This is a genomic window from Paenibacillus sp. J5C2022, from assembly GCF_025567625.1.
Lineage (GTDB): Bacteria > Bacillota > Bacilli > Paenibacillales > Paenibacillaceae > Pristimantibacillus.
In genome coordinates, this window is the sequence record NZ_JAOQJC010000009.1 from 12,692 (window position 1) to 37,991 (window position 25,300).

Consider the following 25,300-nt stretch of genomic DNA (forward strand, 5'->3'; position numbering starts at 1 on the left):
TATATAGTGTAACGTTATCGCTCAACCGATACGCTGAGCGTTCCGCTGGATGTGATGCCTGCATCATTGACAAGCTCTACGCGATATTCGTATGTGCCGACTTCCCGGCCGCTTATCTCCGTCCAGGCTGTCTGAGCGCCCGGCGTGGCTGACGCAAGCGGCTGCTCGTCTATCAGCACATTGTTCTCATACAGACGATACGCAGTCCCGTTTGTACCCCACCACATATTCATGGTGACGCGGTAGTTGCCATCGCCATCCCAATTGTCATGCGACAATACAGGCACTCCGGGCGCTGCATCGGTCACTGTAACAGTGAGCGGATCGCTCGCCGTCACACCGTACCCGTTGATCAGCTCTGCACGATACGTGTAGACGCCGTTCCCCCGGCTGCTGATCGCGGTCTCCGTTGATTGCTCCCCGGGCGAACCGTCGCTCAGCACCTTCGTATCGATCAGCACATCATTCTCGTACAGGCGGTATACAGAGCCATTATTGCCCCACCACATGTTCATCGTCACCGTGTAGTCGCCGTCGCGCAAGCCGGTGTCATGGCCGTTGTTGCCGGACAGTGTCGGCTTGCCCGGCGCACCTGTACTCGCCGCCGTACCGGTCACTTCAATCGTGAGCGGCTCGGCCTGGAGTGAGCCGTATGTCGCGCCGATGACCGTCGTACCCGCTGCCTTGTACATGATTACGCCTCCAGACAACACTTCCGCCACTGAGTTGTCCGAGCTGGAGTAGACGGCATACCCGGTCACATCTTCCCTTATGCCGCCACCGTTCACCACTTTAACCGCGATCTGGCCCGAGCTTCCGGCGTGCAGCGGTGAATCCAATCCGGTTAATTCTACGATCGGCTCTACTTCATAAGTTAGCGGAATTCGAAATGCTGCCCCTTCGGCTACATCGTATACATACCCTTTCGAGTAATCGGATGTGTCCACATAAGACCTGATCAGTGTAGTATCGCCAATTCCAAGGCGATAGCGGTTACTGTCGAGCGCTTCGACTTCCTCAATTTCATATGCGGCGTTGCGTTCGCCGTCATGATCAACATAGATCCATTCGCCGATCAGCTCCTGCGGATTCAGGCCGTTAAGCTCCATCTGCACTTCAATCGAATTGTCCAGTGCCAATTCCTTCGTATAATTCATTACCGTTCCCGACAGCTTGTCCAGAACAGTTCCCGAAGTTTCGCTAATGGGTTTGAGCCACGAACCTTCATGGATATACCGGTAGACGTTCTGACCATTCATTTCCGAATAAACGCCGAACGTTCCCTTGAAGGTCAGCTTATCGTCAATTGTATAAACTGCACTGGAATCAAGTGCGGTAACGATATAGTCGACTCTTCCGTTCAGTAACGTTACTTTTACAGCTTTCACAGCCACTTCGTCTTCTCCGACAATCACACCATCCCGTTCGACCACGGCTGCTTCTATCGATTCTACCAAGCTCTGCCCCTTGTAAGGTTCGATGACTGATGTAAACAAGCTGTTCAACTGTTGACCTTGGCGATGAGCGATCATATAACGCAGCGCTTCAGGATTTCCAGGCCGATTCCGAGGCGGAATTCCGTCAGCCAGCGCAACATCGTCCGCCCCCCCTAACATTGTCAGCCTGAGATGGACGTCTGTAGGCTCGTTCCTGCCATTTCCATACACATTCCACGTATCTTGCACATTCCAATCGATACTGAATCCGTCTCCGGGATTCAGATCGCGCTCGACATTTTTCAAATAATGATAACCGGGACCGGTATAACCAGATCCTGCAACACTGTCGTCTTCCGGACGAACTCCGTATTCCACATCCTCTCCGGCATAAGTGCCTGACAATTGCTGTTGCAGATTCAGCCCTTCCGTTGTTACAGTTCCTTCGGCACCATGGAAGCTGAACCGATGGTCGCTTCCTCCTTTCACCCGAAAGAAATCAACGAGATAGGAATTTTCATCATCCACCTGTATCATCGCACTGGTTCTCTTGTACAATTCCGTTTGCGGATACACATGCGGCGCTTCGACATCGATCAGCTTCACTTTTTCTCCGTCATTGAATTGCTTCGGAACTCCGACAATTTGAGGTTGCTGCATTTGGTCGTCCACTACAACGGTGTTGTGAGAGATCGTGTTTTTAACCCATTCATGAGCATTATAGGCATGCGCTCCTGTTGTCTCCGGGTAACCCAGATCCGGAGACAAGTCCAGATCGTAAGCGATCATGCCCAGATTTAAAGTATCGCGATGCCCATGCCCCGAATTGCGGCCATAATAAAGCCACATATCCCGCAACGTGTTCATTTGCTCGGCTTGATCGCGCTCATCCTGCTCCTCCGGATTCAATAGTACAAGCTCGTAAAGGCCCATCGTATATCCGTTTGACACAGACTGCTTACCGGTACTTTCGAACGTAATCTCATGCTCCCCGGCATCCAGATACATGCTGTGCAAATGCTCCAACTCATACTTGACCCCGTAAAAATCAAGCTCGCTTACTTTCTGACCGTCGAACTTCACATCGAATTGTCCGTATCCCTTCCCTAACGTGGTCCGATACGGCTTGATCATTATTTCATAGTCGTCAGGGTCGGTAATGTGGAATGAAAATGTAATCGCATCTCCGACTTCTGTTGCCAGAAATTCCAGCGCTCCGTTGCCCTCTAATACTCCAATCTCCTTCGTCTTAGCCGTTATTGGCATATGATGAAAAGGATAACGCCGTCCATACTGAACTGTTTCTTTACTGCCGTCCCTTAATGCCGCAAAGCCATACCCGCTCATATTGACGCTTTCCTGACTTAACGGCCCGTACGCATTGATGACTGCCTGAATATCCTCCGCCAGCTTATTGGGGTCTTGCGAATAGATCCCGCCGTTGATTCCGACCAAGCTGTTATTGTTGCGGAAGTACGCTAATTGCGCGTAAATGGGATCGCCGTAATGCTGGAACGCCTTAAGCGCATGATTCATGTTGATCACGATTGAAGGGGTACCGGTCGAAGATGAATCTCCCACGTTTGCCGTATATTTCTCCGCCAGCAATAACGGGTAGAAAGCTGAGAACATTTTGCGAAATTTGACATGCTGATATAAATCGGCGTTGGGATAAAGATCATAACCCGATAAAATATCTGCCGTCTCCAGGTAGGAATTGAGCCATGTCGTATTGTATCCGACCGAAGTTTCATTCCCGGCCCCATCTCGATCGACATCGTTGACGAACGTAACGCCCATATTCCCGCCGGTTACTTTCCCGGACGACAATCCGCCGCTGGCAAAGTTAAAGTCCAGCCATTCCTTCGTCTCTGGCAGCTTATCGTATACAACGGCCGCCAAAGCCAATGCGCTTTGATGCATCCCGTTATTTCCGCGGATTTGCGCTGCTTTTATGGCCGGATACACTTGCTTGACAATGCCGTCCTCGATGTTTTTCCGAATACCCGCTCCGGAAGATTTGAACGGTCCCAGATGATAAGCCTGAGCTTTATTCTGAAGGAAATCAATCGCCACCGGATCGTCCATGACGGGATAAAAGGCATCATAAGCATAGATGAAGTCTTTCACAAGGAAGGTTTCCCAAATACTCCCCAATGCTTTCCCCTTCCCTGTCCCTCCATGCGAATTCGAATACTGGCCGGAATGCTGGGCGATATCCAGGCTGGGATAGACATCGGCAATGCGGTCCAGCATCACCGTTCCCGCCCGGGCATACTTCGTCTCTCCTGTATAAATATAGGCATCGATCAATGATCGTAAAGACTTCTGCACGAAGCTTTTTCCGGTATACCCCCAGATCCCCCAGTGGATGTAATAAGCAATGAATGGAAATCGGTTTCCATCGTCATCGATCCAGCCGAAGCCATCGTCCACTCCCCACGTTTCTCCCATCTCCGGATATAACGTATTCACAAGCAATGATCTATCAGCCAGGGACGGGTCGAAAATGCCATTTTCATTTAAACCGCTTTCATAATAGGCGCCAAAATCATTCGTCGGGAAGCGATAACCGCTGCTGGGATCGGTAATCTTCCATGGATCGTTTACGACATCAATTTTATAGGGATAACCGCCATAGTTGTCAATTTCTCTGCCTGTGACCGGACTGCCCATCTCCCGATTAACCGAGCTGCTTCTTGGCAAGCTTTGCGGTGGGATGATAGACCATAAGCGATCAAGCCCCAGCGCCACATATTGATCCGCTTCCGCAACCGCGTTGTCTCTCATCTGCTGCGCCCAGTCGTGGGCGGCGATGTTGTTGCGTGCGATCTGGATTTTATCCTCTGTAAATATCGTCCGTCTGCTCTTGGCAACCTCTATCTCCCGAACTTCCAGCACCAGTTCCGCACTCAAGCTCTCACCATAATAATCAAGTATGGCGGTCACAGTCGCTGCACCGACAGCTACTGCATGTATATGCCCAGTCGAGGCATCCACCTCTATAATCTGTTCATCGCTGGATAGATACTGGATATCCACGCCGGGGAAATCATCCGTTATCCAGGCACCGATCGCTTCGTCTGTCATCGCCCATATATGAACATCCGTCTCGGAGGAAGGATAGAGCTCTGTCTCCTTCGCTTCGACCATTACTTCACTGAAAGGAAGAGGCTCCTCTTGTCTTTCCAGAACAAACTGGGAGGGACGGAGACGGTATCCGGTGGAACTGGTGGATTCCGGCGACTTCCCGATAACTTCCATCGTCAGAGTATGTGTGCCTTCCGTCAAATGCATCATGCTTAACTGCTGCATCTCCAAGTATCCGGACGGATCGCTATAATAGTCATATTGACCGATCGGCACGCCGTCGATGCGGAACTCGCCTATACCTCCCACCGAAGCCCCGTGTCCATTAGTTTTCATCAAGTATATGCCGGTCTCGGGTACCTCGAAATGAAAATCGCGGCGTTGACCGACAGAAGTGGCCTCAATATTCGCTCCGAACGATTGATAGGATATGTTGGGCGGTCCGCTGCGTTCGCCAATCCACCCCCATCCCGGCAGAGTCGGTCTGTCGTCGAATCCAAGATGGGTGAACGGGTAGACGATGGGTTCCACAGGAGGCTTATATACGTGAAGCAGAAGCTGTACGGCTATCATCTCCCCATTGTAGTCACCGCTAACCGTAATTGTAGCTGGCCCGCTTCCAACGGCCTCGAAGCTGCCCGAACTCGCATTTACAGCAATGACTTGCACATCGTCCGACGAGAATTGGACATTGACTTGCTGCATGTCTACCGACAACATAACGGGAATCCCGTCTGATGTCTGCCCCCATAACTGCATGTCTCCTTGATCTCCCATGAACAGCTCCTCAACGTTCGACTTCAGTGCAAGCTCTTGAACGGCGATCGGCTCCTCTTGTCTTTCCAGAACAAACTGGGAGGGACGGAGACGGTATCCGGTGGAGCTGGTGGATTCCGGCGACTTCCCGATAACCTCCATCGTTAGAGTATGTGTGCCTTCCGTCAAGTACATCATGCTTAACTGCCGCATCTCCAAGTATCCGGACGGATCGCTATAATAGTCATATTGACCGATCGGCACGCCGTCGATGCGGAACTCGCCTATACCTCCCACCGAAGCCCCGTGTCCATTAGTTCTCATCAAGTATAAGCCGCTCTCGGGTACCTCGAAATGAAAATCGCGGCGTTGACCGACAGAAGTGGCCTCAATATTCGCGCCGAACGATTGATAGGATATGTTGGGCGGTCCGCTGCGTTCGCCAACCCATCCCCATCCCGGCAGAGTCGGTCTGCCGTCGAATCCAAGATGGGTGAACGGGTAGACGATGGGCTCCGATATCGTATCAGTGATGGTAGTCTGTTCCTCCAATGCTGTTGCAACAGGTAGGTGAAAGGAAGTAACAAACATAGAGAAAACAATCAGAAAAATGACGATCTTTGATCGGCTAAATTTGCTTTTCAAATCCCGGTTATGAGACATCCCGAGTAGACCTCCTATACAAAATATGATGATTATCGGACGACTGGCACGCTTAGAGTAAGCGCTTACCAAAACAATAGCGCAAATGAATAAGCCGACACGTTATTGGGCAACCGTCACACTTAGCACTGCACTGAAAGTAGTGCCCGCATCACGGTCAAGCGTTATGTGGGCAAGCTCTGAGGGCATCTTACGCAAAATAAGCTCGGTAGGAAACATATATGGTGTTCCAGCCGAATTGCTAATCGTCGTAAATGTAACAGTATGTGTGCCGGCAGTCAGATTTATTTTGTTCAATTCAACAGTAGGGCCAGCTTGACTGGATGCCGCGTAAAAATTGTAATTTCCAATGAATTCATCATTCATCTCTAGTTTGCCAAGACCGCCTGATGATGCCGTAAATCCGCTGAATAATACTTGATATGTGCCGGGTGTCGGCACTGGAATATGAAAGGAGCGATTGTTGTACTCATTCAATGGATTTGTTTCCAGTCTCACGCCATAACTTTGTTTGATCACTCTTGGAACGGTGTCAGACGAAGCGCCAGTCAATACAAATCCTGATGGAGTGCCCGGCGCTCCATCCAACCCCACGTTCTTGAAGTGATACTTGTATTCAATCGTCTCTGCTGCACTTAGCCCGGGATACCAAGCAGCAGAACTCAAAATCAAACTGAAATAAGTGACCATAAAACCAGTTTACTCGGCATGAAAGGTTTCGTCATTGTATCTCCTCCCAACTTTTGGTAATATATTTCTAGAAACAATATCGCACATGAACAACCTCATCGGGTATCGAAGTAACCTACCTTTAATTCGTATTCAAATAGTTTAATGCAGTCTCTGCCAGCAAGCAGGCGCCTATCGGCAGAGCCTCTTCATCAAGGTCGAACAACGGATGATGCAGACCGTGCACGATTCCTCTCTGCTCATTGCGAACCCCCAACCAGAAGAACAAGGAAGGTACTAGCTCCGTATAATAGGAGAAATCTTCGCCTGCTGTTGACGGTTCCGTCATTTGCAGCGCAGCAGTTCCGGGTACATGCTGTACGGCTTCCCTTAAATGCGGGATCAATGACTCATCATTAAGGACGGGACGCGCCCCCGGAATAATGTCCAGATACGAATTCGCGCCGTATGCCTCGCATATACCGGTAATTATTTTTGTAATGGCGCTATGAACCTGCTTACGCACAGCTGCGTCATGTGTCCGAATGGTCCCCTCCATTACAACTTGCGGCGCAATCACATTGCGAGCATGTCCGGCATGGAATTTGCCTATTGTAACAACGGCTGATGCGAGCGGATTCGTCATTCGACTAACGACCTGCTGCAGTGCGGTCACCACTTGGGTGGCAATCGCAATCGAATCGATACCCTGATGCGGATAGGCGGCATGTCCCGCTTTCCCTTCGATCGTCACATTCAGCGCGTCCGAATAGGCATAAGACGGTCCCGGACATACCGCGATCTGGCCGACTGAATAATTCGGAGAAACATGCAGACCGAAAGCGGCCTCAACTTTGGGTTGTTCCAAGACTCCTTCAGCGATTAACGCTTTGGCTCCCCTCAATATCTCCTCCGCAGGCTGAAATACCAGCTTGACATTGCCGCGCGCAATGCCTCGTTGCTTCAGCAATTTGGCGGCTCCCAGCAGCATGGCCGTATGGCCGTCATGACCGCATAAATGGGCGCGGCCTGCGATCGTCGAAGCGTATTCCACCGCCTTGCCGTCTCCAATCGGAAGCGCATCCATATCCGCTCGCAGCATGACAGTCGGCCCTTCTGAAGTTCCTCGCAACAGTGCAACTTTGCCCGTACCAGCCATCGTGATGATGTCGTCGACGCCGATCTCCCGCAGCCTTTCCTCAATGAATGCCGAAGTTCGCCATTCTTCCATACCTAGCTCCGGGTGCTGATGAAGCTCTCGCCTCCAGCGAATAAGATCTTGCGCCAATTCGCGGTTCGTCATTAGCTGCTTAGGTTTATTCAAATTTCGAATCCTCCTCCATCGCTTAGACCTCCTGTATACTCGAGTATACAGGAGATCGTTGCTGTAACTACGGCTTACTACGTCTCTACTTTAGCCTGAAATAAAGAAAGGATGTTAGCCTCAAAATAAATGAATTTATTCAAAAGTAAAGTTTAAATTTAGCGAATTACTTTTCGAGTGAAGAATAATCCGACACGTTATTGGGCAACCGTCACACTTAGCACTGTACTGAAAGTAGTGCCCGCATCATTGACAAGCTCAACGCGATACTCATATGTGCCGACTTCCCGGCCACTTATCTCCGTCCATGCTTTTTGCGCGCCTGGCGTTGCCGCAGTAAGAGGCTGCTCGTCAATTAGCACATTGTTCTCATACAGACGATACGCAGTCCCGTTTGTGCCCCACCACATATTCATGGTGACGCGGTAGTTGCCATCGCCATCCCAATTGTCATGCGATAATACTGGCATACCCGGCGCTGCGTCAGTCACTGTGATACTAATCGGATCGCTCGTCGTCACGCCGTACCCGTTGATCAGCTCTGCACGATACGTGTAGACGCCGTTCCCCCGGCTGCTGATCGCGGTCTCCTCAGTTTGCGCCCCAGGTGAATCGTCGCTTAGCAGCTTCGTATCGATCAGCACATCATTCTCGTACAGGCGGTATACAGAGCCATTATTGCCCCACCACATGTTCATCGTCACCGTGTAGTCGCCGTCGCGCAAGCCGGTGTCATGGCCGTTGTTGCCGGACAGTGTCGGCTTGCCCGGCGCACCTGTACTCGCCGCCGTACCGGTCACTTCAATCGTGAGCGGCTCGGCCTGGAGTGAGCCGTATGTTGCGCCGATGACCGTTGTTCCAGCTTCCTTGTACATGATCACGCCGTCGGCCAGCACTTCTGCCACGCTGTCGTCCGAGCTTGAATAAACGGCATGCCCGCTCACATTTTCCCTGGTGCCGTCTCCATATATCGCTTCCACCGCGATCTGGCCAGAGCTACCCGCGAGCAGCGGTGAATGCAATCCGTTTATTTCAATCGATTTCAAGCCCATATCTGCCAACGAGATATGGTTTTCAATTTGAAAGCTGTGGCTGCCAGACCATTTCGTGAACGGCGTAAACAACAGCTCAGCCGTTCCGTCTTGATGAATGGTGAAGCCGGGATCCATCTGATCCAACTCGATTAATGTATACTCCCCTTGTATTCTAACATCTTTAATCGGATAGCCATGTGTCTTGCCGTCGGGATGAGTAACTACAACAGTCTGACCGATCATATCGGCAGATACAGATGAGGCAGTCAGAAATCCGTTCACGCCGTCCCCATCGGCCAAGCGCAATACTTCCGTAAGTTGGCCTGTAGCAGAACCTGGGCCAATCAATTGCTCGGCCCCTTTCTGCAGCAGTGTTCCACCGAACAATTGCATGTCTATTACGACACCGTCTTTCATCCGAATGAGTCCCATCTTGCCGACCAGCTTCATATCATCCACAATTAATGGTTCATCAGGGTTGAGCGAGCTTAGAATAATGTCAGTGACATTTCCATAAGAAACGGCGACAGCAATATCGCCGGGTTGCCCAGCAGCTGGTTCCAATTTTACAATCTGTTCAATTAGTGGCTGCTCATCTGCGGCGTACGGTTCCATAACATGAACAAAGTTGCTTTGCAGGTTTACGCCTTCGCGTCTCAGCACCATTTTCGGCATAAAGTATTTGACGGCTTCATTGTTGTTATCCATGGATGTACCTAGCGTACGTGTAGCTTTCACCGATGGCGATTTGCCGATAAATAATTGATTGGCGGCACCGGACTCCAGCAATCCAGTAATTTTTAATTTGGCAAGCTGTTCATTGCCTTGCTTTGTAGACAATGTCAACTCATACTGCTCGTCTTCCAGCGTAGTCCGCTGCACATCGCGTACGCCAATATAGCCATAATAATGACCTTCGGCACTTCCTTTGTCATCTTCAATCGTGGCTTCTTGCACATTCACGCCTGCCGGCAGCAAATACGGGCCATACGCAGCGAAGTTCAAATCCGATTCAAACTCGGCATCACGGTTCGCATCGCCTTGCAGCGTATATTCATGGCGATTGCCGCCATAAACCCGGAACAAGTCAAGCACATAGCCGCCTTGATCGTCTAGATCTCCCAGGAATGGTATTAGCCATGGCTCACGGCTGTACTCATCCGTCTGGTTATAAGCAGTCAGCTGGCTTGCTCGCAACAATTGAACACCATCGGAATTATCTATGAATGAATCAATATTTCCGCCATGAATCGCTTGACCGGAAGATGAAGCGTCCATACTGTCGACGACTACGGTATTATGACCCAATGTCGACCTTGTCCACTGCCGATGCAAGCTGTGGGTATATCCGATGTCCGGAAGCAATTCCTGTTCTTTGGCATACAAGCTTAAATTGAGCGCATCATGATGATGATGTCCGTATTTTGTTTGGAATGCTGTATAAAGCTGCATTGGTTCCGCTTGAGCCTCCGGAACTTCTTCACTCGCATTTTCACGCTGCTGCAAGTCTTCCTCGTTCAACAGAGCAAGTTGGATAATGCCCATTTTGTAATTTGTTGAAGCAGGATCTTTCCCTACTCCCTTAAAAGAAATGACATGATTCCCTGCTGTCAGCTGCATATTGCCAAGTTGTTCAAATTCTCCCACACCGCGTTCTTCGCCGGGCGGACTATAAAACTCCACTTCGCTTAGCTCATAGCTGTCAATTGAAGCAGTGTAGCGCCCATAACTGCCGGCCCGAAATGGCTTTAACTCAATCGTATAGTTGTCCGCTTCAGGTACAAAAAATTCATAAGCCACCTCATCGCCCACTGCTATCGATTCCAGCTGCAATGTCCCGCTGTCCGGGAACAGCCGGGAAGCTACGGTTTCCATCACTCTATCCAGATTAGCGAAGTTATACACGATGCCGAATGTTTGATCGGCTTCCACAGGCACAGTTCCTCTCGCCAGTCTGGCCAGACCGGTGGCAGGAAGCAGGAACGAACCAGCGTTCAAATCAGGGCGGTGCGATTTCTCGGCAGCCCAAGTATCGTGTGTAGGAAAATATTTTCCATCAGGATAGATCAGCTTCGTTGGAATTTCAGTTGCCTTCTTTAACGCTGTCAGATTCGCCATTAGATCAAGCTGATCGTATCTCGTCCCTGTTCGCGGAGAGATGTAGCCTTCCGGGTCTGTCCAACCATTCAATTCATTGGCTACAGCATGGATTCCGTTGGTGGATTGATTGTGATAGGATAATGTGGTTTCTTTGAAAAAACCATCAAACAGATAAGTACTCATCACAAAATGTTCAGCCCATTCTACCGCTTCGTGAATATAGCTTGGCTCATTCAGCGCCTTGCCCAGTGCAATCAAACCAAGTGCGTTATTATACTCCATATTGTGATAAAGAAGTGGAAACGTTCTATAAAACTCAACGGAAGGTTCGAACATATCATGGACAATTTTGCTTCTAGCATCTTCATTAATCTCGGCGCTTAATACTTCAAATGCATCGGTTTGATTGACAATGCGATAGGCGTCCGCCAGAAATCCTACATTTAAAAGTTCAGACGCAGCCCACCGATTCCACATACCGCCCCACCAATGATAGGGAGGACCTGATTCGAGAGGCATCAGATTATTTTTCCAAAGATAGTCGTTGGTCGGAACATACCCTTCATAGACTTGAGCGAACCGATACAATAATCGAGCCGCGCCGAGCGGGTCTTCTATCGCGATACGCTTAACTTGTTTAACGGCATATTCTCTTTGTTTATACCACCGATGGGCAGAAACGAAGTATTGATTGCCTTGCGCATCTTCATAGTAGGGATACTCCACCCATTCGCCTAAACGATTTTGCACTCGAATTTGCTTATCCTCCGGGTACAGATCATTAGGATATGTCAAGCTGCTGTGTGACGATGTCAACACATCCGGCTGCTCCGGACTCCAGTTGAATAGATTTGTTGAAGGCTTCAGATGAGGTTGGTCCGGAAGTCCCGAAAATATAAACCCGGTTTGCTCCGGAATCAGTTCCAGCAATGTTTGCACCTCAGCGGAAGGAGAAGTCAATTCCACATGTTCAATCTCATCAGGCGCAAGCGGCAGGTTATATTGAGCGTCGCCCGCCTGTATCAATGCATGTCGATCAAAAGAAACGATGGAACTATAGGCAACAGCCTCTTCATCCTGTGCTTTAATCTGTAACTGGTATAAGCCATTCTTCTTGGGATCAGGATGCTGGAAGCTGATCTCCACGTAACCTTGATTGCTGTTTATTTGTGGTTGCTCTATCGCTTCCCATATACCATTTGGTTCTTTCCACAATAATTGAACAGAATTCGGATTAATGGTCAATTCTTTGAATACAAGCTGTTTTTCATTATAGCCGGTATATTTCAAATGTACTTCTTCCGGCTGCCATGGTTGGGACAAGTCCGGCAGCTGTCCGGTAAAGATTGATCCAAGCCTTCCTTCATTCACGATATCGGCATAGAAATTACTTACATTACTCTCACCGAAATGCACACTTGATGTACGGAACGGAAGCCAGGAGCCCGTTGGTAGCGCATACATTTTATGCTGTGTCAGCAGATTGAAGCGCCATTCCTCACCATGCGTTATTTCTGAAATTCCGAACAATGAAAGCGGAAGGGACAGTTCAACGGTAACGGTATTATGATCTCGTACTATTTTGTGCTGGCTCGAACTTGGAGCAATCGTACTTGCTCCCGCAAAGATGTTGTTATAGTTCGGATCGGACGGTGCTATTTTTACAGGAATTCTAAAAATGGATTCTGCAGAAGAAGAGGGACTTAGAAATAGTTCGAAGTTAGCCAATGTCTCATCCGGATCAAACTGGCTTATTGCAATAAATAGGCGACTTTGATTAAAGGCGAGCTTTACTTCTGCGCTATTGCTGACCGGGACATTATGATAGGCGGTAACAAAGTTCTGCAGACCTTGAACATTGCTCCAAATGTTATCATCAAGTAATCCATCAATTAGCGGCGCTTCTTCAGCTTCAGTGATCAAACCCCATTTCTCTGTATAAATAGCAATATCATCTGTTGTCCGAATAGACAGCGCGGCTTCCTTTACTCCCCCCCTGAATGTTGCTGACACTCTTATTGTAGTGGTGCCTAAGCCTGTACCGCGTATTTTTCCGGTTGCGGAGACAAGGGCAATAGAAGGATCGTCACTACTGAATTGCAATTGTGAATTGTTCAGATTAATCTCCATTCCATCGTCAAGAATTCCTGTTGCTTGCAGGTCTGCTGTTCCCCCAAGCAATACGGTTTCCCTGTTCATCGTTAATTCAACCCTGTCAAGCACTGCATCCTCTGAAGGTACCTTGCGCAAGATAAGCTGGGTAGGATACATATAGGGGGTTGAAGACGACTCGCTAATCGTGGTGAGCTTAAGCGTATGCGTTCCTCCCGTGAGATTTATTGCATTCAATTCAACGATTGGGCCTGCCTGATTGGATTCTGCGTTAAAATCGTAATTTCCTACGAATATATCATCAATTTCCAGTTTGCTTAACCCGCCCACTTTATCCCGAAAGCCGCTGAACGACACCTGATAGGTACCGGATGCCGGCACCGGAATATGAAATGAACGATTGTTGTTTGCATTAAATGGGTGTGTCTCCAGCCGTACGCCATAGCCTGTTTTAATCACTCGAGGACGCGTGGTGGACGGAGCGCCGGTTAATACAAATTGTTCCGGAATACCCGTCTCCCCATCCAAGCCAACATTTTTAAATTCGTACCTATATTCAGCGGACTGCGCCGCGCTCGGTTCGGGACATAAAACAACCATACTAAAAATCAAACTGAAAACAAGCGACCATACAACTGTTTTGTTCCACATGAAGGGTTGAGTCATGGCATTCATTACCTCCCAAATATTGATCTGCGATAGTTCAAACCCCCCGCAAGATGATGCGGGAGGCGTTGCTGTCGAGGCTGCTGCTTACTCAAAATCCTTTACTTCATAACCTGCCGCGCGAATTTGTTCGACGTAACCTTGGAAGTTTTCATGCCCGCCATAGGTGGTCATGATTTCTTTACGATATTGCGGCCAATTGCTGCCTGATTTATCGTCGAATATCATCTTCTGCTGGTACTCATACATCTTGGCCCGGAAATCAGCCAGATTGAAGCCTGCCGGAGGGCTTACGTTAACCCCTTTATAGTGGTTGTCATGAAGATAGGATGCAATTGTAGCGACAATTTCCCGATCGCGATCACTCATGCTTGGCTCGATGATTTCCAAACCTAGCACTTCAGGATCTCCTGCAGTGAAAAATTGGTATACGTCAAGGAAATTCCCTTTATCCATAACATCTTTTTGATAGGCTTCCTGATTCAATGTGATCTTATTTCCATCACGTGTATAATGCTTTCCTTCGAGGCCATACTGAGCCATCAGGAATCCTTCTTCGCTTGCCAGCCAGTCCAATATTTCAACCGTGCGTTTAATTTTCTCCGGTTCATTATCGGCTACAGTTTTGGAGAATAGAAACGGACTTCCCGGCGCTCCTTCTCTCCACATTGGCTTGTCGGGAATCGGGTTGAATGGCACCCATTCCGCCTCAGGAATAACACTTTTCGTTCTGACTTGCAAGCTGTTTGCATTGGAATCAAAGGCAAAGTCTCTTGTATTTCCAACGACAACACCAACCTTACCTTGGGCAGCTTTGTCTACATTTGCCAAGCCCTTGTTCAGGAACCAATCGGGATCAACAATGCCAGCGTCTATCCACTCTAATACTTCATCTACAATTTTACCTACTAATGGATCGGAAGCATTATCGTGAAAAACCTGATCATCCTTGCCTACAAACGAACCGTGGAACAACCCGTTGTTATACCACTGTGGGAAGTCATACGGAAGCCCGGTGCCTCCGGAGGATGCCGAGAAGCCGTAAGTATCGTTTTTGTTATTGCGGTCCGGATCGTCTGTTGTAAAGGCTTTCAACACGCTGGTCAATTCCTCATAAGAGGTTGGTACATCTAGACCAAGATTGTCGAGCCAGTCTTGACGAATATAATAGGAACGGTAAACTTTTCTTGAGAATGGAATAGGCGCTCTTTCAAATACGCCTTCCACCTGATAGCGGTTCAGTTCTTCCTGTGTGACCCACTTGAAATAATTCGGCATTGTTTCAGGAGAAACGAACGGCGTCATGTCCGCGGTCAAACCCTGTATAATATATTCTAGCGATGTGCGTCCATCAATGTAGAACATATCCGGCACATCTTTGCCTGCCAGCAACAGATTCAGCCTGTTCTTGTAATCTGCTCCTGCTGGCATATAAGTCATATTTAAAGTAACATTGAATTTTTCTTCAATCGCCTGCTTGACAAAGTCTTCGCTTGCGTCAGGCAAATTGCTTGTCGCTTGTTTCACGAAAGTGAACCATTCCAATGTCAAATGCTCTTTTTTATCTTCACTGCTTGGCTCTTCGCCAGTCGTCTTGTTCGCTGGAGCGCTGGCGCTTGGCGTTCCGCCTTCCGAACCATTGTTTGCCGGCGCATTCGAGCAAGCACTTAGTAACAGGGCCAGCGTCATCCCTGCCAATAACATCGATTTCCATCTGCTTTTCATTTGTTCTGCCTCCCTTTTGTAAATGAATACACCTGTTTATTATTGCATCTTCCGGCCTTGCTTGTCTCCTTGCCAGGCCTCACCTCCTTAGCATCATGGCAATCGCCATTGCGATATAAATTTGGCAACTATTCTTATCCCTTCACAGACCCAAGTAAGAAGCCTTTCACAAAATACTTCTGCAAGAAGGGGTATACTGCAATAACAGGAACGATGGTTACGACGACGGCAGCCATTTTCATCGTTTCCGGCGGCAGCTGCTGCACTAGAGCCGGATTTTGCACCATCAATTCCTGGCTGACATTTTGCGCTTGCAGCATATTTCTTAAGACAACCTGGATTGGCTTTAAATCCTGATTGTTAATGTACATGATGCCGGCGAAATACGTATTCCAGTGGTTTACGCCATAGAATAGCCCCAATGTTGCCATGATCGGTTTTGAGAGCGGCAGAATAATGCGAAACAGTGTAGTAAATTCGCCGCTGCCATCCACTTTAGCAGCTTCTTCCAGATCATCCGGCAAATTATCGAAAAAGGTTTTCATAATGAGCACATTAAAAGCAGTGATAAGTCCCGGAATGAGCAGCGCCCAAATCGTATCCATCAATCCGGTTGCATTCACAGTCAAATATAGCGGGATTAATCCGCCTGAGAATAACATCGTGAACACGATCAGGAATAATACTATATTTTTTCCTGGCAATTGTTTTCTGGATAGTGGATAAGCGGTTAAAGCAGTTACGATCAAATTGAAGGCTGTGCCTACAATTGTTACAATGACTGTTATTTTCAAAGCTTGGGGCAGCACTTTGCTTGCAAAGATGGCGGCAAAGCCTTCGAAAGTAATCTTCGTAGGAAAAAGCACGAAGCCGCCTTTCTGCAATACGACTTCAATTGGCGTGACGGACATGACAAACACGTAATAGATCGGGAATAATGTGGCCAGTCCGAACAAAGTAAGGAATATATACAAGAATGTATCGATAACGCGATCGCTTTTTGTTTTATGAAGCACGAATGACATGTTACTCCTCCTCTACCATATCCCTGATCCGCTAACTCGTTTGGCCAGTTTATTCGCTCCGATGACCAGAATCAGGCCAATGGCGCCTTTGAATAAACCGACGGCTGTTGCCAGACTGAACTCCAGATTTTCCAGCCCTCGCCGGAATACCCAGGTATCAATAATATCTCCGGTTTCATATACTCTCGCATTGAGGAAGATGTACACTTGTTCGAAGCCGGCGTCCATAATATGACCGATACGGATAATGAGCAGCACGATGAATACATTGCGAATGCCAGGCAGCGTAATATGCCAGATTTGACGCCAGCGGCTTGCTCCGTCCACAACGGAAGCTTCATACAGATGAGGATCGATAGCGGATAGTGAAGCCAAATAAATAATGGCCCCGTACCCGGTGCTTTTCCACAAATCTGTCGATATCAGAATGGTACGGAAATACTCCTTCGCCGTCAGAAAGTCGATCGCTTGACCTCCGCCTTGTGTAATCCAGTTGTTAATGAGCCCGGAGCCTGGAGCCATGAAAGCAAACGCCAAGGCGTACACAATCACCCATGATAAAAAGTGCGGGCCATACGAAATGGTCTGTACCGTTCGCTTGAACCATTGCACGCGAATTTCATTGAGTATAATGGCGAATATAACGTCGGGAAACATGCCGAAGACAATTCTGTATACGCTCAATATAAGCGTGTTTTTAATCGTCCGGGATATTTCCGGAGTAGAGAAGATCGTCTCGAAATGCTTGAAGCCGGCCCATGGGCTGCCCCAAATTCCTTTCATCAAGTTGTAATCTTTAAAAGCAATCATTGCTCCGCCCATCGGCAAATAGTGATAAATAATAAAATACAGCACCCCGGGCAGCAGCATGACATAATACCAGCGTTGACGATAAACCGTTTTCATCAGACGACGCTTTCTAGTCATGTTCGACTTATCAGGTGTAATGGCCGTAGGCGGCACAGTTGTGTTGGACATATGCGCGATAACTCCTCTCTTTCATCCTCTCAATCCATCAATCGATCCATTCTGCCTTCGCAATACTTCCGATGATAATATCTTCGATTTCCGGAATGAATGAAGCGCGGAACTTGTGCGCTTTCGGCGCGCGGTCTGCTTCATAGCCGCCCTCGGCAATCATTTTTCGAGTGGAGATGTAAGTGGACACCCCATTGCTGTAGCCCAATACAATGGTGGTATAGTTCCTCAGTAATTGCTTGATCATTAACGAATACTTTGTCGATATTTCTCCTTCCAGCGCAACCAGCCTTGTCGTGTCATCCAGCTGCCATATCGCGATATACATTGGAAGCCGCTCTTTGGCTGTCCCGGTTTGAATCCAATGGATTAATTGGCGCAAGATATCTTTCTTCACTTCATGAACATCGGGATCATTCAATTCTCTCTCATAATCTGCAATATTCGCTTCCTCGGTATAGAGCAAGACATCCAATAATTTGGTCTGGAAACTGGGTTCTATCGTTCGGAAATCGGCATGAGCGATCATATCGGAAACTTCCAGCGCGAAGGTTTGTCCTGCCAGCTCCATTTCTTCGAACGTACATAGCTTGAATACCGTGCCATCCACACTTGCCACCGGCTTGATTTCTGCACCGCAGCCCTGCAGGAATATGGCTGTGGCCCCTTCATATTGCTTCTCGAGACATACGCACGCGTGACCGACGAATTCAGCGGATATCTCCCGATTATTCATCGATGTCGGATGACAGCCATGGCTGAACAGAATACCGCGCAGCTTGCCCTCTGCATTGATCAGCTTCATCACTGTCAGTTCCTTGTCAATCTCCTCGGCGAAGTTCGGCGCCCATTGAATGCCGTTATCCGTAGGCAGTCTCCTGCTAACCGACAGTTCAGTTGTCCCGACAGCCAGCTGCAACTCGCCCTCTTCCAGCCCCTCGTAACATTTCCGGACAAGACCAACCAGCGTTTCTTTTAACATATGGTAGTAGGCAATATCTTCCGAGTAGTGATCGGGATTGTGAATATCCAGATCAATGCCGACTCCGTTCCCCATACTGTAACGTCCCTTTCGAAGCTCCGGATAATGCTCCCCCGTCGCATAGACCGAACCGTGAGTATGAGAGAAATTAATTAAAATTTGCTCCGCTTTCAGTTCGAATAATGCATACAGCGTTTCTTTAATGCCATGAATAAAGCTTCGATCTCCGCCAAGCATATCCAGCGTCAATAGTAGCAACGGCTGATTGGCTACGAGCAATACGGCTTTCGCATAGATATCATCGTGAACACCTGTACTTTTCTCCGTTCTGTTTCCGAAGCCGGCCATATACACAGGCTCGTTCGGAGTAATCACCATTTTTGAAACAGCGAACTGCATCTTCAGATATCCTCCTCGCAAATCTTGATTAGTTGTCTGGCTTAAGATTAATGGAGTACTTGCTGTCCGTATAGGCAAAAAAAACGCTTTTTTGTCTCAATGGCAGGTTTAAAATTCGTGAAATAGTCAGATTTAAACGATTGTACTCAAAAAAGATTGACACTGATCAGGCCTGTGCCCGACAATAAAACATACATTGCGCCGCAATTGATGTACATTCTACGAGCAGAGGTTGATCGGGACATGAAAAAAAGCTATCTACACGGTCTGTTTATTCAAATCACTTTGTTCACGACGATTATTGTGCTGATTCTAACCTTGTTTCTTTATTTCAGTTTTCGAAATATTCAGCTGGAGTTGCTTAATTCTTCCAACGAAAAGCTGATGAATCATGTATTTGAACATGCCATGCAGGTGAACGCCTATGTTGAAAACTTCGCGGTATACACGACGAACAGCCCTGAAGCGACAGAGCTGATGTATGAGAACGATATCCCCATGATTGAAGTTTTAAATAACATCGAAGTATTGGACGCCTCCTTGTCCAGCACACCATTTCTGGTCTCTGCCTACATTTACAATGGAGAAACGAGCACATATTATACCATTGGACCCAATCCTACCATTCGCCAAGGCTCCTTCTACGATCGGGAAATCGAACAATTGCTGGCCAAGCCGGGTTTTCATGCGTTCACGCCGCTTCCTAGAAAAATGCCCTATACCGAATGGGATTCACAGCAGCTTATTCACACGTACACATATGTGTATCCGAAATACTCCAACAACGGCTCGAAAATTAGAAGCGCTCTCATTCTGAACGTCCAGGTAGAGTGGCTCTTCAATACGTTGCTCTCCTATGCCGAATCGCCTTCCTTGAACGGGAACAATATGATGATTATCGATCCTGCCGGTCAGGTCATCGGGCATTCGGACAACGACTTGTTCCTGCAGGATTTGTCCGACAAGCCATATGTGCAGAGCGTAATGGCATCCGGGCAGCCCTCCGGTTATTTCATGGCCGAAGTGGATGGCGTGCCATCTGTTGTGACGTATGCTTCCTACGAGTATCCGGAATGGAAGATGATTAGCGTTACGCCATATTCCTATGTCGCAAGTGCGATTCAGAAGGTTCGCACCATCACGCTGACCATTACGTCAATCGTTCTGGCCATAGGCTTGCTCGCTACCTTCCTGTTAGCAAGAAGACTGTATTCGCCCATTGCTACATTGCGGAAGCAGGTCGGCGCATTAACCGGCAAGACCAATCCAAGCCTGTCAGACGGCAAGGCAGGCAATGAGCTGGAGTATATTTCTCAATCATTATCTTTTACTCACCATAAGCTGGAATCATTGGAGGCGTTCAAGAAGGAGCATATGTTTCAGATCAATCAAATTTTTTTGAAAAAGATCCTCTCCAGCGAAACCGGTGCAACGAGCGGCCAAGAGAAGCAGTTTAAAGTGTTCAATGTCAATGTCCAGCCGGAGGAACCGCTTGCCGCCATTTTGCTGCGACTGGACCGGTACCATTCCTTCTGCGCCCAATATTCCGAAACGGATCGCTCGTTATTGAAATACGCGCTATTGAACATTTCCAATGAAGTTCTTCGTCCGTATGTTGCGTCCGATGCGGTCGATATGGGAGGAGATCACGTCGTTGTGCTGGTTAATGTGAAGGGACGCGAAGAAAGTGAAAGCGGAGCTTCGGGGGAATTGGATACGCTTACACAACAAATACAGCAGCAATATGAACAATACAGCGGATTAACGATATCCGCTGCAATCACCGAACCGATATCCGATATTCATCAGCTGTCGTCTATGTATAAGCAAGCGCTGCTCATATCCAATTACAGAATGGTGTACGGCCATGGCTGCCTGATCAAGCAAGAAGAGACTGGACAGTTTGTACAGGAGGAGATGAATGCCGACGACAGCCAGATCGAAGAATTGCTGAACGGCGTTAAAACCGCGAACTGGATGATCATTGTGCAGCATGTCAACGCCATAATGAGCCAGTTGTACAAGTATCAGTACAGCAATATGATGTTTTACTTGTCGCTGTTGACCTCCTCCGTCTTCCATACGTTAAATGCGATTGAGCGGAACAGCTCTCTTGATTTCGGGATCGACTTTATTACTTTCCATAACAAGATTCAATCGCTGGAGACATTAGAGGAGATCAAGGAAGAATACCTGGCTTTGTTCAAGCAAATTATCGAGAAAATGCAAAAGCAAAAAAACGAGAAGACAGAGCTCATCGTCTCGAACGCCATGAAATATGTCGAAATCCATTATCGAGACAACAACTTGTCTCCGCAAGTTATTGCCAATTATATTAATCTGACTCCGGCTTACTTGAACAAGCTGTTCCGGGAACATACCGCTGAATCGTTGTCCAATTATATAACCAAAGTACGTATGGACAAGGCGAAGCAGCTGTTGCTGGAAAGCGACTACAACGTGGATGAAATCATAGACAAGGTCGGGTGGGAAAATAAAAAGTACTTCTATACCGTATTTAAAAGAAACCACGGTGTAACGCCATCTGAATACCGTCTCACCGCCAAAGTGAAAACATTAGGCTGATGCAAGCGAGGGAGCGCGGCCGTCCACAGCGAAGCGGCCTGCTCCTTTGACAGGACAGGCCGCTTCGCGGGCTAGAATAGCTTCCCTTGGCGATACAGTGCGGTAGACAACTTCATCACTGCATGCTTGTAGCAATTTTGACGCAGCGTGAGACCATCGGCGAAGTAAGCGGGCAGTATGTTGTTCATGGTGTCTCTCATTTTGTCATATAGCAAGCTGTAAACCTGGTCCTCGCGGTAGAATTGTGTCTCTCGGTCTTGCAACCATTCAAAGTAAGAGACGATAACCCCGCCTGCATTGGCCAGAATGTCGGGAATGACAATGACGTCCCGTTCAGCCAGTGCCTTATCCGCTCCTCCAGTAATTGGCGCATTGGCGCCTTCAACAATGAATCGAGCCTTCACCCCATCAACATTGTCGTCGCGTACTTGATCCTGCAACGCAGCCAGGAACAATACATCGACGTCCAAATGCAGCACAGCTTCCCGCTCCAAAATTTGCGCATCTACGTCTAACGAAGCCAGTTCTTCGGCAGTCCCGGGCAAATCTCCCCAATGCCGGGCCGAATACTGCTGCAGGATGGGAACGGGAAGCCCCTCCGCATTGTACAGCGTGATATTGCGGTCGCTTACAGCGACAACCTTTCCGTTCATACGGGAGCAGCGATGCGCCTCCAAAGCGGCAACTGCACCGACGTTGCCGAAGCCTTGAACAGCTACAGAAAGCTGTCGGGGCAGATCGGCTAATGCAAGCAACGATCTGGCGAAGCGGTTGTCGGTGCCAGCCAGCCATTCACGCTGTTCTTTTGCATATTGATGCAGCATATAGCGGAATGCGAAATATACGCCTTTGCCGGTAGCTTCCTTGCGCCCCAACGACCCGCCACTAATAATACTTTTCCCCGTAAAGCTGCCCAGATAAGGCTTGCCTGGATTGACGCTCTTGTATTCCGCCATCATCCAGTCCATTTCGCGCTCGCTGCTGCCCATATCGGGAGCGGGGATATCCTTGTCCGGGCCCAGCACGTCGTTAAAGTATTGCACATACTTTTTGCAGATCAGATTCAGCTCTTTGGCGGTATAGTCATGAGGATTGATAATAATGCCGCCTTTGCCGCCGCCGAACGGAATATCATGGATCGCGTTCTTTAACGTCATTAGAGCAGCCAGATTCGTTACTTCCGCTTCATTAACCGATTCGTGAAAGCGAACGCCGCCTTTATAAGGACCGAGCGTATCGTTATGCTGAATACGGTAGGCCGGAATGCGTCTTACACGGCCATTCTCAAGCGGGATGCGCAGAAATGCTTTGTGCACTTTGTTGGGAGTAGACAGAATGGCAGCCAATGATTGAAAGACTTGTTCCCTCTGATTGCCGGCAACATCCGGCAGAAAGGCTGGCGTATCGCCAAGCGCTTGCAGTGACTGCCTAATAATTTCATCTGTTTGCGTTTCCATCAACAGGAATATCTCCTTATCGTATGATCGATATCATCGCTCATCTATACGTGCTGACGTTCCAGCCACGCTTCCAGCACACGCAGCGCTTGTCGTTGCTCAGGAGACGTTAAGCCGTAGAAAAATCCGTGCTCCGCTCCTTCGATCAAGACTGTCTCTGCTGCTCCCCCATGGCGTCGAATGCTCTCGCTCATCGCGTAAACATGCGCATGGGGAAAGTATTGCTCGTGTTCAGCCAGCAGGAACAAGAAGGAGGGACAGCCTTGCCCGACGTATGCTATCGGAGAAGCTTCGGCGAAAGCCTCTCCGCGATCGGAATCGGCATAGGAACAGCCGACCGCTTGCTCGATGCAATCCCTGATGCGTTCGTTCATATCCGGCCATTCCTCAAGCGTCCCGGGACCGTTGATCGATACGCATGCATCCGGCTGTCTCCACACAGCATGGCGATCCGTACGCTGCACAGGCAATCTGTCCGGAGGCATCATCGCCAATAATGAGGCCAGATGGGCTCCCGCCGAGCTGCCCAGAACAATAACGCGCTGCACCGGTTGACCCTGGCATTCCAAATCATGAAGAAAAGCCATATACGCCTCGGACGCATCCGAGAGCTGTTGCTTCCAGTCGGCCGCCGGCGCCAGACGATAGCCTGCGCTGCCGCACCAGTATCCGCGTGAAGAGAAGTAAGCCAGATGGCTATGGAATTGATCGCGGCTTCCGCCGTTCCAGCCGCCGCCATGGACGTAGAATAAAGCGGTAGACTTGGCAGCTCCGGATGGCTTGGCGATATCGACTGCCCTTTTCAATACAAGCGGCTCATCTACATACAACGTCGTTAATTCCACTTATCCCCGACTCCTTGTTCATCAAATTAATAGGCCGAAATCACCTTTTTAACGGCATCCGCAATGTCCGTCATATCTTTTTCATCCGCCAGCAAAACATGATGAGGCAGCCAAAACACTTCACTTTCCGCAGCTTCGCTGATCGGACAGAAGTCATGCCTTTCCTTGCCGCTCCATTTCTGAATGCTTCGAATGATCGCTTTGTTCCTGTTTAGCGATACATATCCCGGCGATACTGGAATACCTTCGGCGTGGAACTTTTTAACCACTTCCGATTTCTCGTCTTTCGTTATGCCCGAAGCGATTCTGAACAAATACAAGTGATGAGCGTGTCTCGTTATCCGGGCATCTCTGTTCATCACACTAACGCCGTCGATATCCGCCAGAAGCTCCGTCAGGATGCGGCTATTGCTTTCCCGTTTGCGCATCTGCTCGTCGAGCCGCGTCATTTGCGCCAGCAGAATTGCCGCCTGGAACTCTGTCATTCGCAAATTCCAGCCGATTTCCTCGTGCTGATACCAGCCGCCATTACGAACTCTGCCTACGTTAACTAGCGACCATGCCCGATTGGCTATTGTCTCGTCATTGGTCAGAATGATGCCGCCTTCACCGGCGTTTATATTTTTGCTCGACTGGAAGCTGAACGTTCCGGCATCACCGATCGCCCCTACCGGGGTTCCTTCCCACTCCGCCCCTACTGCTTGAGCAGAGTCTTCAATCAATTTCAATTGATGCTTGTCGGCTATTTCCTTCAGCCTGGTCATATTGGCCGGCGAGCCCGCAATATGCACCGCTACGATCGCTTTTGTCCTTGGCGTAATCGCCGCTTCCACTTTCTCGGGATCAAGCAGCAGCGTATCCCTTTCCACATCGACAAATACCGGTATAGCCCCGAACATAAGAGCAGAGGTTGCAGTGGCAATAAACGTATAAGGCGGCATAATGACTTCATCGCCCGATTCAACGCCTGCCGCCATTAAAGCGATCGTAATCGCGATCGTACCGTTTACAACCGTTATGCCATATTTTGCATTTTGCAGAGCGGCGAATTTCTCTTCCAGCTCCTGCAGCTTGATTCTGCCGGTTCCTCCCCATTTTCCTGATCGCACGACTTCCAGAATCAATTTTTCCTCCAGCTCGTCCCAGTGCGGCCATTCCGGGAATGGCTGCGTTCTTACCGCTGTTCCCCCATTAATCGCTAGCTTATTCATATCCGCTTCCTCCTTCGCTTAATACTGATACGTCTCTACCTTAGCCCGAGAAAAGGGCGGTATGCAGCCTCAAAATAAATGAATTTACTCAAAAATTGAGTTCAAATTTAGCGAATTACTTCCCCTGTGAAGAATAAACCCCAAGCCGTGCAAGCCATTTCAATTGAGGCGTCTAAAACAGGAAAAAGACGCCCGGAGGCGCCTGCGATTGAGATCAACGATATGAAGCAAAATCAAAAGTG

11 protein-coding genes and 2 pseudogenes are annotated in these 25,300 nt (G+C 48.7%); 1 reads left to right on the top strand and 12 read right to left on the bottom strand.

Annotated elements, in window-relative coordinates; translation table 11 throughout:
- Positions 1-14: 14 nt before the first annotated feature.
- The 9 genes and pseudogenes from M6D81_RS31980 to M6D81_RS09130 all read right to left on the bottom strand — a co-directional run.
- Positions 15-587, bottom strand: a pseudogene (locus tag M6D81_RS31980) (chitinase N-terminal domain-containing protein); the annotation flags it as partial.
- A 1,311-nt stretch (positions 588-1,898) separates the two neighbouring features.
- Positions 1,899-5,945 (bottom strand): annotated as a pseudogene (locus tag M6D81_RS09095) (heparinase II/III domain-containing protein); the annotation flags it as partial.
- 102 nt (positions 5,946-6,047) lie between these two features.
- Entirely contained in the window at positions 6,048-6,635 is a 588-nt protein-coding gene (locus M6D81_RS09100) for a carbohydrate-binding protein (protein WP_262676558.1), read from the bottom strand.
- Positions 6,636-6,756: 121 nt separating this feature from the next.
- Complete coding sequence (locus tag M6D81_RS09105) at positions 6,757-7,938, bottom strand: M20 metallopeptidase family protein (RefSeq protein ID WP_262676560.1); 1,182 nt, start codon at positions 7,936-7,938, stop codon at positions 6,757-6,759.
- A gap of 197 nt (positions 7,939-8,135) precedes the next feature.
- Positions 8,136-13,850: a chitinase N-terminal domain-containing protein gene (locus M6D81_RS09110; protein ID WP_262676561.1), complete on the bottom strand. Its 5,715-nt coding sequence runs from the start codon at positions 13,848-13,850 to the stop codon at positions 8,136-8,138.
- A gap of 87 nt (positions 13,851-13,937) precedes the next feature.
- Complete coding sequence (locus tag M6D81_RS09115; RefSeq protein WP_262676562.1) at positions 13,938-15,575, bottom strand: extracellular solute-binding protein; 1,638 nt, start codon at positions 15,573-15,575, stop codon at positions 13,938-13,940.
- Between the two features lie 134 nt (positions 15,576-15,709).
- The gene (locus tag M6D81_RS09120) at positions 15,710-16,600 is read right to left on the bottom strand and encodes a carbohydrate ABC transporter permease (RefSeq protein ID WP_262676563.1); all 891 of its coding nucleotides are present in this window, start codon (positions 16,598-16,600) and stop codon (positions 15,710-15,712) included.
- Between the two features lie 12 nt (positions 16,601-16,612).
- Positions 16,613-17,578 (bottom strand): ABC transporter permease, encoded by a 966-nt coding sequence (locus tag M6D81_RS09125; protein WP_262676564.1) that lies wholly within the window; start codon positions 17,576-17,578, stop codon positions 16,613-16,615.
- Between the two features lie 37 nt (positions 17,579-17,615).
- Positions 17,616-18,959 (bottom strand): hypothetical protein, encoded by a 1,344-nt coding sequence (locus tag M6D81_RS09130; protein WP_262676566.1) that lies wholly within the window; start codon positions 18,957-18,959, stop codon positions 17,616-17,618.
- A 243-nt stretch (positions 18,960-19,202) separates the two neighbouring features.
- Between M6D81_RS09130 and M6D81_RS09135 the strand changes: the two genes are divergently transcribed.
- Positions 19,203-21,545: a helix-turn-helix domain-containing protein gene (locus M6D81_RS09135; protein WP_262676567.1), complete on the top strand. Its 2,343-nt coding sequence runs from the start codon at positions 19,203-19,205 to the stop codon at positions 21,543-21,545.
- A gap of 71 nt (positions 21,546-21,616) precedes the next feature.
- Here M6D81_RS09135 and M6D81_RS09140 read toward each other — a convergent pair whose 3' ends face one another.
- Genes M6D81_RS09140 through M6D81_RS09150 form a run of 3 tightly spaced genes read right to left on the bottom strand, consistent with a single transcriptional unit; the run spans position 21,617 to position 25,058 of the window.
- On the bottom strand, positions 21,617-23,002 hold the full coding sequence (locus M6D81_RS09140) for a Glu/Leu/Phe/Val family dehydrogenase (protein ID WP_262676568.1): 1,386 nt from the start codon (positions 23,000-23,002) through the stop codon (positions 21,617-21,619).
- 44 nt (positions 23,003-23,046) lie between these two features.
- Positions 23,047-23,847: an alpha/beta hydrolase gene (locus M6D81_RS09145; RefSeq protein WP_262676569.1), complete on the bottom strand. Its 801-nt coding sequence runs from the start codon at positions 23,845-23,847 to the stop codon at positions 23,047-23,049.
- 26 nt (positions 23,848-23,873) lie between these two features.
- The gene (locus M6D81_RS09150) at positions 23,874-25,058 is read right to left on the bottom strand and encodes a DegT/DnrJ/EryC1/StrS family aminotransferase (RefSeq protein WP_262676570.1); all 1,185 of its coding nucleotides are present in this window, start codon (positions 25,056-25,058) and stop codon (positions 23,874-23,876) included.
- Between the last annotated feature and the right edge of the window lie 242 nt (positions 25,059-25,300).

Excerpts from the sequence above, each read along its gene's own strand:
- M6D81_RS09135 (WP_262676567.1), top strand. The coding sequence starts at position 19,203 with ATGAAAAAAAGCTATCTACACGGTCTGTTTATTCAAATCACTTTGTTC.
- M6D81_RS09110 (WP_262676561.1), bottom strand. The coding sequence starts at position 13,850 with ATGACTCAACCCTTCATGTGGAACAAAACAGTTGTATGGTCGCTTGTT.
- M6D81_RS09100 (WP_262676558.1), bottom strand. The coding sequence starts at position 6,635 with ATGGTCACTTATTTCAGTTTGATTTTGAGTTCTGCTGCTTGGTATCCC.
- M6D81_RS09150 (WP_262676570.1), bottom strand. The coding sequence starts at position 25,058 with ATGAATAAGCTAGCGATTAATGGGGGAACAGCGGTAAGAACGCAGCCA.
- M6D81_RS09125 (WP_262676564.1), bottom strand. The coding sequence starts at position 17,578 with ATGTCCAACACAACTGTGCCGCCTACGGCCATTACACCTGATAAGTCG.
- M6D81_RS09140 (WP_262676568.1), bottom strand. The coding sequence starts at position 23,002 with ATGGAAACGCAAACAGATGAAATTATTAGGCAGTCACTGCAAGCGCTT.
- M6D81_RS09115 (WP_262676562.1), bottom strand. The coding sequence starts at position 15,575 with ATGAAAAGCAGATGGAAATCGATGTTATTGGCAGGGATGACGCTGGCC.
- M6D81_RS09120 (WP_262676563.1), bottom strand. The coding sequence starts at position 16,600 with ATGTCATTCGTGCTTCATAAAACAAAAAGCGATCGCGTTATCGATACA.
- M6D81_RS09130 (WP_262676566.1), bottom strand. The coding sequence starts at position 18,959 with ATGCAGTTCGCTGTTTCAAAAATGGTGATTACTCCGAACGAGCCTGTG.